16 protein-coding genes and 2 pseudogenes are annotated in these 16,312 nt (G+C 33.5%); 5 read left to right on the top strand and 13 right to left on the bottom strand.

What is annotated here, in order from left to right:
• From DVW06_RS16095 to DVW06_RS16065, 7 genes and pseudogenes are all read right to left on the bottom strand, one after another.
• Positions 1–423 (bottom strand): annotated as a pseudogene (locus DVW06_RS16095) (PTS sugar transporter subunit IIC); the annotation flags it as partial.
• A gap of 666 nt (positions 424–1,089) precedes the next feature.
• Entirely contained in the window at positions 1,090–1,908 is an 819-nt protein-coding gene (locus tag DVW06_RS16090) for a PTS system mannose/fructose/sorbose family transporter subunit IID (RefSeq protein ID WP_376716472.1), read from the bottom strand.
• On the bottom strand, positions 1,892–2,704 hold the full coding sequence (locus tag DVW06_RS16085) for a PTS mannose/fructose/sorbose/N-acetylgalactosamine transporter subunit IIC (protein WP_137264878.1): 813 nt from the start codon (positions 2,702–2,704) through the stop codon (positions 1,892–1,894). Before DVW06_RS16085 ends, DVW06_RS16090 begins: the two co-directional genes overlap by 17 nt.
• Before the next feature lie 21 nt (positions 2,705–2,725).
• Complete coding sequence (locus tag DVW06_RS17260; RefSeq protein ID WP_174784188.1) at positions 2,726–3,301, bottom strand: hypothetical protein; 576 nt, start codon at positions 3,299–3,301, stop codon at positions 2,726–2,728.
• Positions 3,294–3,701 carry a PTS sugar transporter subunit IIA gene (locus DVW06_RS16075; RefSeq protein ID WP_137264877.1) on the bottom strand — a complete coding sequence of 136 codons (408 nt, stop codon included), beginning with the start codon at positions 3,699–3,701 and terminating at the stop codon, positions 3,294–3,296. The genes DVW06_RS17260 and DVW06_RS16075 overlap by 8 nt, the downstream gene beginning before the upstream one ends.
• 23 nt (positions 3,702–3,724) lie before the next feature.
• A complete protein-coding gene (locus DVW06_RS16070) occupies positions 3,725–4,204 on the bottom strand; it encodes a PTS system mannose/fructose/N-acetylgalactosamine-transporter subunit IIB (protein ID WP_077454256.1) in 480 nt (159 codons plus the stop codon).
• A 3-nt stretch (positions 4,205–4,207) separates the two neighbouring features.
• Positions 4,208–5,986: a glycoside hydrolase family 35 protein gene (locus DVW06_RS16065; protein ID WP_137264876.1), complete on the bottom strand. Its 1,779-nt coding sequence runs from the start codon at positions 5,984–5,986 to the stop codon at positions 4,208–4,210.
• A 118-nt stretch (positions 5,987–6,104) separates the two neighbouring features.
• Here DVW06_RS16065 and DVW06_RS16060 point away from each other — a divergent pair, with 118 nt between their 5' ends.
• From DVW06_RS16060 to DVW06_RS16050, 3 genes are all read left to right on the top strand, one after another.
• Entirely contained in the window at positions 6,105–6,809 is a 705-nt protein-coding gene (locus DVW06_RS16060; RefSeq protein ID WP_137264879.1) for a GntR family transcriptional regulator, read from the top strand.
• 80 nt (positions 6,810–6,889) lie between these two features.
• Complete coding sequence (locus DVW06_RS16055; protein WP_137264875.1) at positions 6,890–8,002, top strand: radical SAM/SPASM domain-containing protein; 1,113 nt, start codon at positions 6,890–6,892, stop codon at positions 8,000–8,002.
• Entirely contained in the window at positions 7,999–8,775 is a 777-nt protein-coding gene (locus DVW06_RS16050; protein WP_002364118.1) for a sulfite exporter TauE/SafE family protein, read from the top strand. Before DVW06_RS16055 ends, DVW06_RS16050 begins: the two co-directional genes overlap by 4 nt.
• A 30-nt stretch (positions 8,776–8,805) precedes the next feature.
• Here DVW06_RS16050 and DVW06_RS16045 read toward each other — a convergent pair.
• From DVW06_RS16045 to DVW06_RS16020, 5 genes and pseudogenes are all read right to left on the bottom strand, one after another.
• Positions 8,806–8,970: pseudogene (locus DVW06_RS16045) on the bottom strand (IS256 family transposase); the annotation flags it as partial.
• 574 nt (positions 8,971–9,544) lie between these two features.
• Positions 9,545–9,940, bottom strand: coding sequence for an aspartate 1-decarboxylase (gene panD / locus DVW06_RS16035; RefSeq protein ID WP_002297874.1), 396 nt, complete (start codon positions 9,938–9,940; stop codon positions 9,545–9,547).
• 12 nt (positions 9,941–9,952) lie between these two features.
• The gene (gene panC / locus DVW06_RS16030; protein WP_002287875.1) at positions 9,953–10,801 is read right to left on the bottom strand and encodes a pantoate--beta-alanine ligase; all 849 of its coding nucleotides are present in this window, start codon (positions 10,799–10,801) and stop codon (positions 9,953–9,955) included.
• Positions 10,802–10,815: 14 nt separating this feature from the next.
• Positions 10,816–11,643, bottom strand: coding sequence for a 3-methyl-2-oxobutanoate hydroxymethyltransferase (gene panB / locus DVW06_RS16025; protein WP_137264873.1), 828 nt, complete (start codon positions 11,641–11,643; stop codon positions 10,816–10,818).
• 11 nt (positions 11,644–11,654) lie between these two features.
• Complete coding sequence (locus DVW06_RS16020) at positions 11,655–12,500, bottom strand: Rossmann-like and DUF2520 domain-containing protein (RefSeq protein WP_002287872.1); 846 nt, start codon at positions 12,498–12,500, stop codon at positions 11,655–11,657.
• A gap of 308 nt (positions 12,501–12,808) precedes the next feature.
• Between DVW06_RS16020 and DVW06_RS16015 the strand changes: the two genes are divergently transcribed.
• A complete protein-coding gene (locus DVW06_RS16015; RefSeq protein WP_016178709.1) occupies positions 12,809–14,050 on the top strand; it encodes an IS110 family transposase in 1,242 nt (413 codons plus the stop codon).
• Between the two features lie 375 nt (positions 14,051–14,425).
• Entirely contained in the window at positions 14,426–15,595 is a 1,170-nt protein-coding gene (locus DVW06_RS16010) for an IS256 family transposase (protein ID WP_137264872.1), read from the top strand.
• Between the two features lie 324 nt (positions 15,596–15,919).
• Here the strand turns inward: DVW06_RS16010 and DVW06_RS16005 are convergent.
• Positions 15,920–16,312 (bottom strand): sensor histidine kinase (locus DVW06_RS16005; RefSeq protein WP_238696196.1); only part of this gene is annotated, 393 nt, incomplete at its 5' end.

Genomic DNA, 16,312 nt, shown 5'->3' with positions numbered 1-16,312 from the left:
TGTTAAGTCAATATTATTATTATTAGATAAATTATAAGTTGAAGTCATAGAATTACTTATAGAAATAATAAATGAAGACAGTGCGACTAGTCCTGAAGACAAAGTATCTGTTTTATATATTTTAGCAATATTTACTCCTAAACAATAAATAAACAGTAAGGAAACAATAGAAATGCTTCCCTTTGATATCAAATTATTTATATCTACTAACCATTGAAAATAATCAGTAATCTTCTCATAGCCAAATTGCATAGGAAAATCTACTAAAAAAGCATTTAATAATATTGCAACCGAACCTGTCATTATTACAGGCATCGTACCCATAAATGAATCTCTTAACGCTACTAAAAATCGTTGATTCCCAATCTTAGTAGCTATAGGTAAAACTTTATTCTGGATTGTATTCATTATTTTCTCACTCATTATGATTGACTCCTTCAAAAAAAAATAGAAAGCGCTATCTAATTATAGTATAGATTTTTTTGACCATTTGAACATGATAATTTTTATTTAAAACATGTCATTTTCTTCATAATTAGTTCTATAAGGAAGGATTTTGGATATCATAATAAATAAATTTCTATTACAATTTTCATTTCCCAATGCAGATATGAATCTCCTCTCCCAACCCCTCTATTCATAATTATATCCTTCAACAAAAACGGATATTTCATATGACAAAAAATTCTTATTAGAAGTAAAATATTATACAGATAAACAGACCCTTTAGACACTAATTTGGTGAAATATCCAAAATGATAAGAGCTCTGAATTTTTGTTTTAAACAACTTTGTTAAAGCAACTTACAGCTAGCAATATAAACTATAATATCCTAAATTTAACCATAGCTCCCCAAAAATAATAACTAATAATAGAATTAGAATCACTGTCAAGCTAATAATTGATTACAAAAATACAATTAAAGAAACTACAAAAAGATTAGTTACAATGATGAATTCTTATTTTCCAAACTGTGAAATACTGTCCTTGTTAATTTAGAGAACTTAATAACAATCAGTTAAAAATACGCTATTTAGAAAATTAAACAAAGGACATGCCATAAATTAGTTGAGCACGCCCCCACATCTATTACAAAACTGCTAAAATATTTAATGAATACATTAGTATTGACAAAACTAAAAATATCCAAATAACTTTGGTTGAATTGAGAGATTTTTTGCTTAATAACCAATATGCCAATAAAACTAAAACAACAGGTACTATAGCTGGCATAATAGGGTCTAACATTTCTGTTTGGAAAGATAGTTTCTTATCACCAATAACTAACTTGAATGGAACACCAACCTTTACAACACTAGGAACCAAGCCTCCTATTACTACTACGCCAAGTAAAGTTGCTGATTCAGTTAAATCCTTCAACAATCCACCTACACTGGATACCAGTTTTTTACCTTCTCGGAAAGCAATTGGTAACTCAAAATATCTCAAAAATAGTATAATGAGAGATACTAATAACCAAAGTAGTACACCTAATGGATTTCCTTCTAATCCCATATAAGCTGCTAGAGATCCAAAAATTGTTGGAATCACTGCCCCAAATAAAGAATCGCCTACAGCTGCAAAAGGTCCCATCATACTCGTTTTAATTGCTGCAACAGCATCTTTCGATTTGCTTCCATCTTCTGCTTGCAATGCTAAATCAATTCCAATAATAAATGCACTTAAAAAAGGACTGGTATTATAGAATTGCATTTCTGATTGCAACACACTTTTTAATTCTTTTTCATCTTTGTATAACTTTTTCAAAGCTGGATATACAGCTCGAACATATGCCACATTCATCATTCGTTCGTAGTTCCAACCTAGTTGAGCTCCAAACATATATCTTAAACTAACTTTTCTCAGATCTTTGCTACTTAATTTGCTAACATTAGATTTCATCATCATCAACCTCTCCGTTAACTACTTCTATATGATTGATAGTATCTAGTTTTGATTCTAATAAACGTTTATCTTGTAATTTTTTATAGTAAATAATAGCAGCTGCCAATCCTGCAAAAGAAATACCCATCATTGGAATATTTAAATAAGCGGCTAAAATATACCCAATAATTAAAAAACCGAAAAAATTCCTAATTGGCAAATAATGTAGTAAGATGGCAATCCCAACAACTGGTAATATAGCTCCTGCCAATTTTAATCCTCCCATTAACCAATCCGGTGCATAATTTAATACTGTATTTACTACTTCATTACCAAAAATTAAACATAAGCCTACTGGTATTGCACGAGATAATGCAATAGGAACTAAACTTAACCATGCTTCTAAACTAATCTTATGAAAATTTTCTTCTTCTATATGTTTATCCACACGATGTAAAAAATAAACCCCACAAAAACGAGCTAAAATATCTAATTGAACTAATAATAATCCTACAGGAACAGAAATACCTATTGCAAATTCAATTCCTTTTCCACTAACAACACCTAATGCTGTACCAATGATTGCCCCTGTGCCAAAATCAGGAATTGATGAGCCACCAAATGTTCCTACACCTAAGACCATCAGTTGTAATGTTGCTCCTACTAATAAGCCTGTATTAATATCTCCCATTATAATTCCTGCTAGAAAACCAGAAATTGCCGGTTTACTTAATTGTAATCCTGACAGATAAGGATCTATACCTCCTAGTATAGCTAAACATATTAAAGAAAATATCTGAAAAAAAGAAATATCATTCATGATCAAACTAACTCCTTTATATTATTTTGAACTTTTCACTGCCCCAATATCTAGTATGCCATCTAACTTAATACCAAAAAAATCAGTTCCTAAATTATAACCATTTTTATCGATAACCTTCTTCCCACTATGAATAGCAGGAGATGATTGTTCCAATTTATATCCATCAAACACTGTATTCTGACTGAATTGATCATATGTCAAATAGTTAAAATTAGGTTTTACGGGACCATTTTCAGGAGAAACAAATATATTCGACTCTTGGCTATTACTGATTTCAATACACGCCTCTATATTTCCTGAATTTTTTATTTGTAAATACTGATCTTCAAAAACCGATCCATTTTCTAATAAAACTTTATCCCCTGGATTTAATTTAAGTTCATTTATTTTATTTAAACCTTTAAAAGGCTCAGATATAGATAATCCTGAATTAGTGTCACTCCCTCTTTGCGAACTAACATAGTAACAATTACCAATGGGGTTACTTTCAGCATGAGCGACTTTTGTTAACATAGATAAACTAATCAAACAGCAAGTTGCAATAAAATATATTTGGATTTTTTTATATTCATAAATTCCTTCACATTCATTCATCTTCTAAATCTATTGGATTTGCTTCCAAATATTCATTTACATGTATAATATTTTCTCTTCCTTTATTTACCAAAGAACTATCTTCTCCTAAAAATTGATTATTAACAAAGCCTATAACCATTGGCATATTCATTCCTGCATATAGTTCTATTTCTTTTCCTTCTAAAATTAATTGAGAAACAACATTGCAAGGAGTGCCTCCCATTAGATCAGCCAGAACTGTAACTTTTTTCAAACCATTAATTGTTTTTTCAAAATTTACTCGAAAATCTTTTGCTGACTCTTCAGGTAATAACCCTACAGTATAAATATCTTTTTGTGTTCCCATGATCATATCGACACTTTTCTTTAACTCTTCACAAAATCGTCCATGACTAATTAAGACTAAATGCCCCGTCATCTTTTCTCCTCCTACATATATTTTTATTTATTTAACAGAGACATAAAGTCATCTGCTTTGTCACTTGGAACCATTTGCGCAATTAAATGGACACCTTTTGCATTTAATTGGTTGAACGTTTCTACATCTTGATCAACAACATTAATTGATTTCGTAATTGATCGAGTCTCAGACGTTTGTGACATATTTCCAACATTAATCTCTTTTATTGGAACGCCCAATTCTACTAATTTTAATAATCGATCAGGCTTTCGTGCAATAATCAGTAAACGCTGTGAATCGTATTTTCCTGCTAAAATATTTTGCGCTGCTTTTTCAATTGGCAAAACACTTAGTTTCACCCCTGCTGGGGTAGCCAATTTCAATCCGCTTTTTTCAATATCATTTTGAGCCACTTCATCATCCACAACCATAATTCGAGAAATATTCAATTTGGTTGTCCATAAATTGGCTACCTGTCCGTGAATTAAACGTCCATCAATTCTTACTCCAATAATACTCATTGTTCATCCCTCTTTCATTTCTTTATACAATGGTGCTTTTAATAAATTGATTTCTGGTTCATAGGTGCCTTCTGTCTCAAAAATAACAATTTCATTCTTACCAACTTTTAGAAAACCGCTAGAGATGTACAGTGAAAGCGTTGGCCCTACTTCCCAAAAACGACCGATATTGGTCTGATTAACAAAGACAATTCCTTTTCCAAATTTACTTAAATCAATAAAACAATCACCGACATCCTCTAAAAGAAACTCATAGCGATAAAAACTTGGATGTTGGGGTTGCCATCCTTTTGAATAATCCACAGTTTTACAATTCTCCAAAGGCAATGAATATTGTTGCCAATTTGTAATAAAATGTAAGTCTGCCATTACTCCCGTTCTAATTCCTTTTTTTTGCGTTTCCGCAAAGAGTTTATGTCCATAATTGACACGTCCCATATTTTCAATCAAAATATCCAATTGATTGATTTCTTCTGTCATACTAACTTGTATATCTTCACCTATTTCTGTTTGATATTGGGTAGCTTGTAATTTTTGATTCAAAAATAATTGACTGCGATCTCTGCCATCAATTACCCGTAATCGTTCTTCCTCTGCATCCCTCTCTATCATTGTTCGGTAAAGTAGATAACCTGTATTTTGTCCCAACTCTTCCATTGTCTTTGGATACTTTGATTGAACTGGTTGACTAATGGTATCTAAAGTCGCGAAAAGACTTACTTTATTCGTCAAAGAAATCTTTTTCTTTTCAATCGTGGGTTTAATGACAGGATCTAACTGCTTAATCTCTGGATAATTATCATGAATCATTTTCCGCAATGCATAATATTTTTCTGTTGGATTCCCCTGTTCATCTAATGGTGCGCCATAATCATAAGAAGTAATTTGTGGTAAATCAATCACTCCTCTTGCTGAACAACCATTCATAAACCCAAAATTCGTTCCTCCATGAAACATATATAAATTAATGCTTCCTTGTTCTAATACCTCTTTTACCGCTTCAGCGAGTTCCTGTGGATCTCGTTGAATGATTGGTTCTTTCCAACGATTAAACCAACCATCCCAAAATTCCATACACATCAGTGGCCAATTTTTATCATATTCTTTAAAAAACTGCTTCATAGAGTCAAAGTTGTCTTTTGCTTTAGAACCAAAATTACCAGTAACCAAAATATCATCTTCGATCATGCTTCCCGCTCGTAAAGTAGCCCGCCATGGTCCATCTGAAGTGAATAAGGGAACTGTCACGCCTCGTTCAATCATCAAATCTCTTATCGCACGCAGATACTCCTTCTCTTCTCCAAAAGATCCATACTCATTTTCAATTTGGATCATCAAAATATTTCCTCCATTATCAAATTGATGGGAAACAATCCTTTTCATCAAAACATCATAATAATCTGCTACATGTTCCAAATAAGCGGTTTCATTCCTTCGGATATGAATCGGTTCACGGAGTAGCCATGACGGAAACCCTCCAAATTCCCATTCAGCACAAATATAAGGCGATGGTCGCACAATAGCATATAATCCTAAGTCTTGAGCGATGGTCAAAAATCTCTCTAAATCCAATATCCCTTCAAAATGAAACTCTCCTTTTTGAGGCTCATGTAAATTCCAAGGAACATATGTCTCTACTGTATTAAATCCTAGTGCTTTTAAATTATACAAAGAATGTTCCCAATCACATGGGGGAATCCGAAAATAATGAATTGCACCAGACAGTATTTTAAATGTTTTTCCATTTAATAAAAATTCTTCTTTTATTTCAAATGTAGTCATCTGTTACTTTTCACCTCAATTACTTAATATACTTAGTATATTAAGACTTTTGTATTAAAAGTCAACAATTTTTTTTAAGTATGTTAATATAGATGCGAGTAATTTAAAGGGGGAGCTTATAATAAAACCGAAATATTTAGAAATCAAACAGGATTTAAAACAACAAATTGTAACCGGTCAATTTCATAATGGCGACCGATTCTATTCAGAATCAGAAATTATCAAAAAATATAATGTTAGTTCTATAACAGCAATTCGTGCCTTAAAAGAATTAGTTGCCGAGGGGTATATCGTACGTTATCAAGGAATAGGAACTTTCGTTTCACGTGCAAGAAAAGAAAAAATAGTAAAATTTTCTGATATAGAAATATTTTCATTTGACAATGATAAAACACACGTTCTTTCGATTAAACGCGAAAATAAAAAACAAATATTAGATACATTAAAATTATCAACTGATTCATATTATTATCAAATCGAACGAATTAGAGAAGCTAATGAAATACCTTATATCTACCATAAATCTTATTTGCCAGAACAATATATAAATTCTAATTATCCAGAAATTAATTATTACAATTCTATTTACAAACGTTTAAAATCAGACTACAACATTGATTTAAACGAAGAAAACTTTAGGGAAACAAACGAAATTTTATTCCCCGCTCCTAATAGTGTATGTAAAAAACTAGAAATAAATGAATCTGAGCCTGTCGTTTTTCAAACCAAATTATCCTGCTTATCTGAAAATAATAAACCTATAGAATATGTTGAAAGTTATAAAAAATGGAATTTCTATAAGATTCAACTCCTATCTAATTAACTACTACTGAATTTGATTTTACTTTGTTCGTTATAGCAATTTTTCATAATTAAACTATATTAAAAAATGAGGTTCTTACTATGAAACATATTTCAGTATTGATCAAACCCGCATCTTCCCTCTGCAATCTTCGCTGCAGCTACTGCTTTTATGCCAATGTCAGTTCCTTGCGAGAAGTCCGCTCATTTGGCAAAATGAAAGAAGAAGTGACAGAGAAAATGATCGAAAATATTTATGCAGACTTAGAAGACGGCGATCAATTAACATTAGCGTTTCAAGGTGGAGAGCCAACGATGGCGGGCCTCAATTATTTTCGTACAGTGATCCGGTTAGTAGCGCAACAACAAAAACAAGTGCAGGTCCATTATGCGATTCAAACGAACGGAACTATCATCAATGAGAAATGGTGTGCTTTTTTGAAAGAACATGATTTTTTAATAGGCCTGTCCATCGATGGCCATCCACTTTATCATGATCTGAATCGGGTTGATCCGAAAGGAAGAGGAACTTTTCAGCGAGTGCTGCAAACAAAACAGCTGTTTGACTACTATGAGATCGACTACAATGTACTTTGTGTCTTGACCAATCCGTTGGCAAAAGAGGCTAAGAAAGTCTTTCGCTTTCTAAAAGAGCAACAAATTGATTTTGTCCAGTTTATTCCTTGTTTAGATGATCTAGATGCAAAAAAAAGAAATAGTTATGCTCTCACACCAAAACGTTTTGCAGGATTTTACCACCAGCTTTTGCAGTTATGGCTGCAAGAATTAGCGGAGGGGCATTATATAAGTATCAAGCTTTTTGATGATCTTTTGAATCTATTGATCAAGCGACAAGTCACTGCCTGCGGGATTTTAGGAAACTGTCAGGTACAATATGTCATTGAAGCAGATGGCAGTGTGTATCCTTGTGATTTTTATGTGCTGGATGAGTATCGCATGGGGTATATTCAAGAACAGACTTTACGTCAGTTATTTGAACAGGACATTGCAAAAACGTTTGTGTGTCAACGGCCCGAAATGCCAAAGAAATGTCTGAGTTGCCCGTTTCAAAAAATGTGTCGTGGCGGCTGCAAACGGATGAAAGATGCCATCTATGTAGATAACACAGGCTATTGTGGTTATCAGCAACTCTTGCAGGAATTTGTGCCGCAGATCAATCGGATTTTAGGTTTGTTACAGGGGGTAAGTGTGTGATTGGGTTCGTTTATTTTATAGTGATCGTGTTGGCAAATACGGTTGGTGCCGTTTCAGGCATGGGGGGCGGTGTTCTGATCAAACCCATTTTTGATTTTATCGGTGCCCATTCTGTTGCGGCCATCTCGTTTTATTCTACCGTAGCCGTGTTTACCATGTCGCTGGTTTCGACCGCGAGACAGTTGGCTAGTGGACGTAAAATCAATTGGCAAATCGTCCTTTGGGTTTCAGGCGGCGCCGTCTTAGGAGGCATCTTGGGCAATGTCGCTTTTGATCACCTGCTGCTTTTATTTCAGAATGAAGATGAGGTACAAATGATTCAGATCTTTTTGACCGTTGTGACACTGCTGTTTGCTTTCTTTTATACCAAATACGACTGGCCCGGATTCCAACTGAAAAAAAACTTCTGGTATTGCTTCTGTGGCCTAGTCCTTGGTTTTCTAGCGAGTCTGCTGGGCATTGGCGGTGGACCGATCAATGTGTCCTTGCTGATGCTGATGTTTGCTTTACCCATCAAAGAAGCCACGGTCTATTCGATTTGTACGATTTTTTTCTCTCAATTGGCGAAAATCGTGACGATTGCTGGGACCACTGGATTTGGCCTCTATGACTTAAAGATTTTGTGGTTTGTGATTCCAGCCGCGATTGTTGGCGGTTTGTTAGGGGCAAAAGTCAGCACTGTCCTCTCACCACAAAAAGTGACGCTGGTCTTCCAGACTGTCATCTTCTTGGTGCTAATCATCAATCTTTATAACGGCTATCAATTACTATAAAAAACGAGTATTATCAACCACTTATAGAAAACGATTAATTAGTAACTTTAGAAGTACTTTCTCATTAAGAAGCGCTCTTTTTTGTGACTTTTCTGAAACTAGAATAAATACTCTCAATTGCATTAGTAATATGCATGATTTTTCTAATAGCACTGCCTGTTCACCATGTGCAAAGTACCGTTTCCAGACATCTACTAACAAAATAGGCTCTTTGTCAATAAGGACTGATGAGTTGTGCAAAATCGGTTCTATAATATTTTGTGTTGGTGGAAAATCGAAGGCGATTTTCTACTAACACTTTTTCTTCGTTTCAACTCAAAAAGAGACTCACTTTTGGTAAAATTTAGTCGACCAAAACATCACCCTACCAAAGGAGTCGCTCTATGGATAATCATACTAGAAAATTACTCGGATTAACAGATAAACATTTATTTTTTGATGAAGAATGGCTGATTGAAAAAGATCCATAGTTCTCTTGGTTATAAAACACCAATTGAGGTACGCTATGCGGAGGTTGGCGTAGCGAACCCTTGATAATGAGCAAGAATCGGTTACCTTCTGTTCGAGCGGCTTATTTTATTCAAAGTGAGCACGCCGCTAAGAAAACCGATTTGAGGAGGCTCGTTGTCAAGGGCAACTGGATATGGTGTCATAAACAGACCTTATAATTTTTGTCTAGAAAAGTGTTGCCATTCCACCATTCCACCATTCCAGTAATCAATAAATATTTCAATAATAGTCTAGCTATATATAAATAACATTACAAAACCTAAAGAATTATATCTGATAACCTTCCATGTTTTTCATATGATGTTACTCTTTCAACTTTATTATTATCATCGACAAAAACAACCTTAGGTCTATGATCCTTAACCTCATTTTCATTTAATTCACAATATGCCATTAAAATTATTTTATCTCCAGTTGATACACATCTAGCTGCAGCTCCATTCAAGCAAATCATCCCTGTTCCTCTCTCTCCAGCTATTGTATAAGTTTCAAATCTATTTCCATTATTAACATCAACTATTTGTACTTTTTCATATTCATATATTCCTGCTGCTTCTAATAAATCCATATCAACAGTAATACTTCCTACATAATCTAACTCAGCTTGTTCAACTTTAGCTCTATGTATTTTTCCTTTTAACATTGTAACTTTCATTATTATAGCCCCCTATTGTAATTCAAATGTAAAATTATCTATTAATCTTGTTTTTCCTATAAATACTGCTATTGCAACTAAAACTGATTTTTCAATATAATTTACTCTTTGTAATGATAAAGAATCAACAACTTCTACATAATCAATCTTTGCCAAATTATAAGTATTTATATTTTTACTTATTATCTCAATTATTTTTAAGCTATCTCTCTCTCCATTATTTAAGGCTTCCTTAGCTAAAGTTAAAGATTTATTTAAAATAGTAGCTGAAGATCTTTCCTCTAAACTTAAGTATGTGTTTCTAGAACTTTTAGCTAGTCCATCCTCTTCCCTTATAATTGGACACCCTACAACGTCTATATCAATATTAAGGTCCCTAACCATTCTTTTAATTACAGCTAACTGTTGTGCATCCTTTTCTCCAAAATAAGCTCTATCTGCTGGTATTATGTTAAATAATTTACTTACAACAGTGCAAACCCCTCTAAAATGTATTGGCCTACTAGCTCCACATAAACCTTCTGTTAATCCAGTTATATTAACAAAAGTACTTGCATTGTCACAATACATCTCTTCAACTTCAGGATTAAATATTGCTGTTGCTCTACCTCTTGTGCATACTTCTATATCTCTTTCTAAGTCTCTTGGATAACTACCTAAATCTTCATTTTTCCCAAACTGAGTTGGATTTACAAAGATACTTACAACAACTTTATCATTTTCTTTTGATGCTTTTCTAATTAAACTTTCATGACCTTCATGTAAATATCCCATAGTAGGAACTAATCCTACCTTTAAGCCTTGTTTTTTCCACTCTTTTACTTGACTTCTAACATCATTTACTGTTTTAAATATAACCATATTTCTTGACCCTTTTAATATAATTTTTCTAAAACATCATCACTTATTTTAAACCCATGTTCTGGACCTGGAAAAACTCCATCTTTTACTTCCTCTATATATTTTGTAAATGCTTTATTCATCTCTTCTGATAAATTAGCATATTTCTTCACAAATTTAGGGGTAAAATCACTATACATCCCCAACATATCTTGATATACAAGAATTTGTCCATCACACCCTGCACCTGCTCCAATACCAATTGTAGGTATTGATATCTCTTTAGAAATTAACTCTGCAAGCTTAGTTGGAACACATTCTAACACTACAGCGAATGCTCCTGCTTTTTCTACAGCTTTAGCAGCTCTTATTAATTCTTTAGCAGCTTCCTTGTCCTTTCCTTGTACCTTAAATCCTCCAAATGCATTAACAGATTGAGGTGTTAAACCTATATGCGCCATAACAGGTATAGAAGCCTTTACTATAGCCTCTATTTTATCGCATACTTCTATCCCTCCTTCTAATTTAACAACCTGAGCTCGTCCTTCTTTTATTAATCTTCCTGCATTAACTACTGAATCATATACTGAAGTTTGATAAGACATAAATGGCATATCTGTAACAACTAAAGTGTTCTTAGCTCCTCTTGTAACTGCTCTAGTATGATGAATCATGTCTTCCATTGTTACTGAAAGTGTATCTTCATGTCCTAGACATACCATACCAAGAGAATCTCCTACTAATATTCCATTTATCCCAGCTTCATCAATTATTTTTGCTGTTGAATAGTCATAAGCTGTAAGCATTGTTAATTTTTCATTTCTTAATTTAGATTCTTTAAATGTAACTGCTGTATTTTTCATCTATCTCTCTCCTAACTCTCTCCTAAATACTTTTCTAATTCACTATAATCTCTATTAATATTTTTTAACATAGCTATCTCTAATACATTTTTTGATAATAGCATATATAAAGCTCTGTCTTCATCTGATAAAACTTCACAGTGACCTTTAATTGTTGAAATATCACAACGTTCAACTGGCCCTGTCAAACTTTCTATAATTCCTTTTTCTTTTATATTTCTAATATTAAATTCAATTAATGGATATAAAGCTTCAATTGCCATTTTTTCAGTAAATCCACATTGAATTAGATATGTAACGCTTGTATTAATAAGTCCTAGCACAAGGTTACTAGATACTACTGATGCGGCATGATAAAGAGATTTATTCTCCTTAGATACTATTACAGTACTATTACCTAACTTTTTGAAGAAATCACATAAAAACTTTGCATATTTTTCATCGCCTTCAATTGTTATAAAAGATTTTTTTAATTTTTTGTATGAATTATATTTATCTGATATTGAAAACATAGGATGGACAGAATAACCATAAGCACCATAGTCCTGTATATTTGAAAAGATATCTGAAGATATTGCACCACTGCAATGGCAGATTAATTTGTTTTTGATTTGATAATTTTTAATTTCTTGCCATACCTCCTGAATTTGACCATCAGGAGTCGTAATGAAAATAGTATCATTTTCATCTACTAATTCTCTTAAGTTTAAATATTGTTTACTAGATGTAAAATTCGAAGCTGCTAATGACGAGTCTTCGCTTTTACTATAAAATCCTGTTACTTGTATTTTATGTTCCTGGAAATACTTCCCGAATGAACAACCTACCTTGCCGGCTCCAATAAAACCAACGTTCATAATTATAAATCCGCCTTCCTACGAAAGGCACCAATGAGGTGATGAAAACCTTAGAGCGCCTTCTTTCTTTTTTTATTCCGTGTTACCCTTTCCTTGCAGGTCCCTGGTACACTACAGAACCCGAGGAGGTAAGTGGCGGGGCTGTATAGCGGCAACCCCGCATAATTATATGGTGTCGGTCATCCGTTAAGGCATCAATGAATGGCGCAAACCCGTAGCCCGTAAACTTATCTCTTCCGAAGTTGACTCGATTTCGCCGGATGACCAGTCCCTACCAAACCTGTACTATTTTTTTACAGGAGGTTGCTATGTTCAAAATCTTTCGTAAAAATTGTTGTGGCTTGGATGTCCACAAAACGTGGATCTATGCGTGTATCGGAATCACAGATGCGAATGGTCGTACAGTGTATAAGCAAGCTCGCTTCTCTTCCTTTACAAAAGGTCTCAATGAATTAGCTGAATGGCTTGCTAAATACAACTGTAAGGATGTGTGTTTGGAATCTTCCGGTAAATTTTGGATCCCTGTTTTTAATATTCTTGAAAAAACTTGTTTTGTCACACTGGCTCATCCGAAGTACACCAAACCCCAGAAAGGAAATAAAACAGATCGCAAAGATGCAAAATGGATTTGTGATCTCTTTATGTGCGACATGATCAAACCCAGTTTTATTCCTGGTCTTGAAATCCGCCAGCTTCGTGATCTAATGCGTTATCGGACGAAACTGACCAACATGAAAACAAGTGAAAAGAATCGTGCTTTAAACTGCTTAACCGTTTCTAATCTGAAACTAGATGATGTTTTTAGTGATGTGTTCGGAAAATCATCCACTTCTATCATCCAATACTTGTTAGAACATCCCGGTGAATCATTTGATGTTCGACCATTTATCCATGCCCGTTGTAAAACTCCCGTTGAAGAAATCCAAGCGGCAGTTGAGGGGGCGATTTCTGTACCTCAAGCGATTAAGCTTCGCCAATGCCTCAACCATATTAACGAGATTGAGAAGCATCGAGAAGAGATCAATCTAGAGATTCAAGCTCTTGCAGAACCCTTCTCCCCTGTTTTGGAACTACTTCGTACCATACCGGGCTTAGACACTCAGCCAATAACAGCGATTGCGATTCTTTCAGAAATAGGACCGGATATGTCCGTGTTTCCAACTTCGAAACACTTTATTTCTTGGGCTGGATGCTGTCCAAGAAACGATCGCAGTGCCCGACGAACAAAATCAACACGTATCTCTCGTGCAGGGCAGTCGTTGAAACCGCTACTTGTACAGATTGCCAATGCTCTTCTCAGATCCAAAGAACATCCAGAATTTAAAAATCGCTATCGTAGAATCAAAGCGAATCGTGGACACAAGAAAGCTATCATTGCTATTTGTAAGATGCTCCTGACCGCTATCTGGAATGTCTTATCAAAGGTGGAACCCTATTCTGCTAAAGGATATCTGGAGCCAAAACCTGCGAAAGAAGAGAAAGTTCTGACGCAATCCCAAGCTCTGGACCTTTTAAGAAAACGCGGATATACCATTATAGATAGTGCTTAAACCAAAGTTACGTTGATTCTTCCTAAATAGACTCGTTGTCTTCCATTTCAAAAATTTTGAAAACGGTAGGCTTATTTAGTGTACCGTTCTTCAGGTATCTTCAAATAGATTTATTTTCAAACTTATCACCTCCATAAAGAAGTGAGACTACAAGTCCCATTCTTACGATATGAGCTTAAAAATAAAAATTAAATCAAATATACAGTATGGTTTTTTCAAATATCATCCATAGTTAATTTATCATAATATCCCATATTTTAAAATAAAAGATAGCGTAAAATATTTTGTGTAAATAGAAATTTAGGGTAGAAAAAAAAAAAGTCCATTCTGTAAAATTAAAGTTACCACACAGAAATTTTATAGGAGGACTTTCTCATGACTAAATTTACTATAGAAATTATGCAAACACTACTCAATAAAGGGGATTTAGATGAATTATTTCAGGATCATTTAGAGCGAGCGATTAATTCACTTCTACAAGCAGAGCTAACTGCTTTTTTAGATTACGAAAAATATGATCGAAATGGATTCAATTCAGGAAATTCCCGTAACGGGAATTATTCACGTACATTTAAAACAGAATATGGCGAGTTGAATTTAACTATTCCTAGAGATCGGAATGGCGAATTTTCTCAACAAACACTACCAGCATATAAGCGAACCAATGATTCATTAGAAACGACCATTATCCAATTATTTCAAAAAGGCATTACTATGGCTGAAATCTCCAAATTAATTGAAAAAATGTATGATCACCACTATACGCCACAAACAATCTCCAACATGAGTAAATTGGTGGCTGAAGATGTTTTAGCTTTTAAAGAAAGAACGTTAGAAGCCAATTATTCCGTTATATTTATGGATGCGACGCATATCCCTGTGAAGCGACAGACTGTTTCGAAGGAAGCAGTGTATATTACGATTGGTATTCGTTTGGATGGAACCAAAGAAGTTCTTGGGTTTACTATTGCCCCAACTGAGTCTGCTTATATTTGGAAAGAAGTTCTTCAAGATCTTAGAAAACGTGGGTTAGAAGAAGTTTTATTAGTCGTGACAGACGGATTAAGCGGTATTGAAGAAAGTATCCATAGTGTGTATCCGAATGCCCAATTTCAACAATGTTGTGTGCATGTATCTAGAAATATCGCTCATAAAGTTCGTGTTCGAGATCGAAAAGAAATTTGTGAGGATTTCAAATTGGTTTACCAAGCGAATTCAAAAGAAGAGGCATTGGATCACATCGACTTTATGATTAGGAAATGGAAAAAGCAGTATCCAAGAGTCGTCAATTTACTCTTGAATCCTGCCCTATTAACCTTTTATAATTTCCCTCACGCCATCAGACGAACAATTTATTCGACGAACCTGATTGAAGGCTTTAATAAGCAGCTAAAACGATATACTCGAAGAAAAGAACAATTCCCTAATGAAGAATCTCTAGAGAGATTCTTCATTTCTCAATTTAATCAATATAACCAAAAATTTTTAGGTAGAATTCACAAGGGATTTAAAGAAATTCAGGATACATTAGAGTCGATGATTTAACTGTAATTAACAGAATGGATTTTCCATTTACACATAATTCTTGACGCTACCATAATCTAAATAACCATCATATTCATCTACTACTTATATAATTGAGTTTTATTAAACTTTTTAAGTTTCTATTCTATCAAATATTTAAACAATCTCTGCATCCGAAAAGACTACCTCGTATAGTTTTACTAACAATATTTTTATTAGCGTGTTCAAATCCTGATTTCTTGTATCAATTATTTTCTGTTCACTTTCAATAAGAAAAAAGTCTTTACTTCCATGGCTAATAATAAGTCTCTATTTTTCAATAATTATTGCAAAATTATATCTTATTTAAGAAAATATTTTAATTTTAAAGATAAAAAATTCTTCATCCTGCAATACTTTATATTCTATATTGTAATTATTCAGAATATTACTTACAATATATAAACCTAATCCATTACTATTTTCCTTATTTAAATCAAATTTAACATCAAATATTTTATCCATATTCGAAATTTTATTGTTACCGTATGAATTCTCTATATATAACCAATCATTAACTATCCCAATATTAATTACCCCATTTACATCAGTATATTTTACCGCATTACTAATCAAATTAGATAGAATAATCTTTAAAGCTGTTTTTCCTATATAAACATTCTCGTCTAATATATAATTATTGACAGTTATTTTCTTTTGATTTGCTAATATTTCATACTTTTTTAATATGTCTTCTAA

Origin of the sequence: Enterococcus sp. ARL09-542 (assembly GCF_005234805.1) — a bacterium.
In the GTDB taxonomy this organism is placed as follows: domain Bacteria; phylum Bacillota; class Bacilli; order Lactobacillales; family Enterococcaceae; genus Enterococcus_D; species Enterococcus_D gallinarum.
Note: the sequence above shows the minus strand (reverse complement) of the source record. Positions and strands in the feature narration are given on the sequence as shown.

Excerpts from the sequence above, each read along its gene's own strand:
- DVW06_RS16090 (WP_376716472.1), bottom strand. The coding sequence starts at position 1,908 with ATGATGATGAAATCTAATGTTAGCAAATTAAGTAGCAAAGATCTGAGA.
- DVW06_RS16085 (WP_137264878.1), bottom strand. The coding sequence starts at position 2,704 with ATGAATGATATTTCTTTTTTTCAGATATTTTCTTTAATATGTTTAGCT.
- DVW06_RS17260 (WP_174784188.1), bottom strand. The coding sequence starts at position 3,301 with ATGAATGAATGTGAAGGAATTTATGAATATAAAAAAATCCAAATATAT.
- DVW06_RS16075 (WP_137264877.1), bottom strand. The coding sequence starts at position 3,701 with ATGACGGGGCATTTAGTCTTAATTAGTCATGGACGATTTTGTGAAGAG.
- DVW06_RS16070 (WP_077454256.1), bottom strand. The coding sequence starts at position 4,204 with ATGAGTATTATTGGAGTAAGAATTGATGGACGTTTAATTCACGGACAG.
- DVW06_RS16065 (WP_137264876.1), bottom strand. The coding sequence starts at position 5,986 with ATGACTACATTTGAAATAAAAGAAGAATTTTTATTAAATGGAAAAACA.
- DVW06_RS16055 (WP_137264875.1), top strand. The coding sequence starts at position 6,890 with ATGAAACATATTTCAGTATTGATCAAACCCGCATCTTCCCTCTGCAAT.
- panD (WP_002297874.1), bottom strand. The coding sequence starts at position 9,940 with ATGAAAGTTACAATGTTAAAAGGAAAAATACATAGAGCTAAAGTTGAA.
- panC (WP_002287875.1), bottom strand. The coding sequence starts at position 10,801 with ATGGTTATATTTAAAACAGTAAATGATGTTAGAAGTCAAGTAAAAGAG.
- panB (WP_137264873.1), bottom strand. The coding sequence starts at position 11,643 with ATGAAAAATACAGCAGTTACATTTAAAGAATCTAAATTAAGAAATGAA.
- DVW06_RS16020 (WP_002287872.1), bottom strand. The coding sequence starts at position 12,500 with ATGAACGTTGGTTTTATTGGAGCCGGCAAGGTAGGTTGTTCATTCGGG.
- DVW06_RS16015 (WP_016178709.1), top strand. The coding sequence starts at position 12,809 with ATGTTCAAAATCTTTCGTAAAAATTGTTGTGGCTTGGATGTCCACAAA.
- DVW06_RS16010 (WP_137264872.1), top strand. The coding sequence starts at position 14,426 with ATGACTAAATTTACTATAGAAATTATGCAAACACTACTCAATAAAGGG.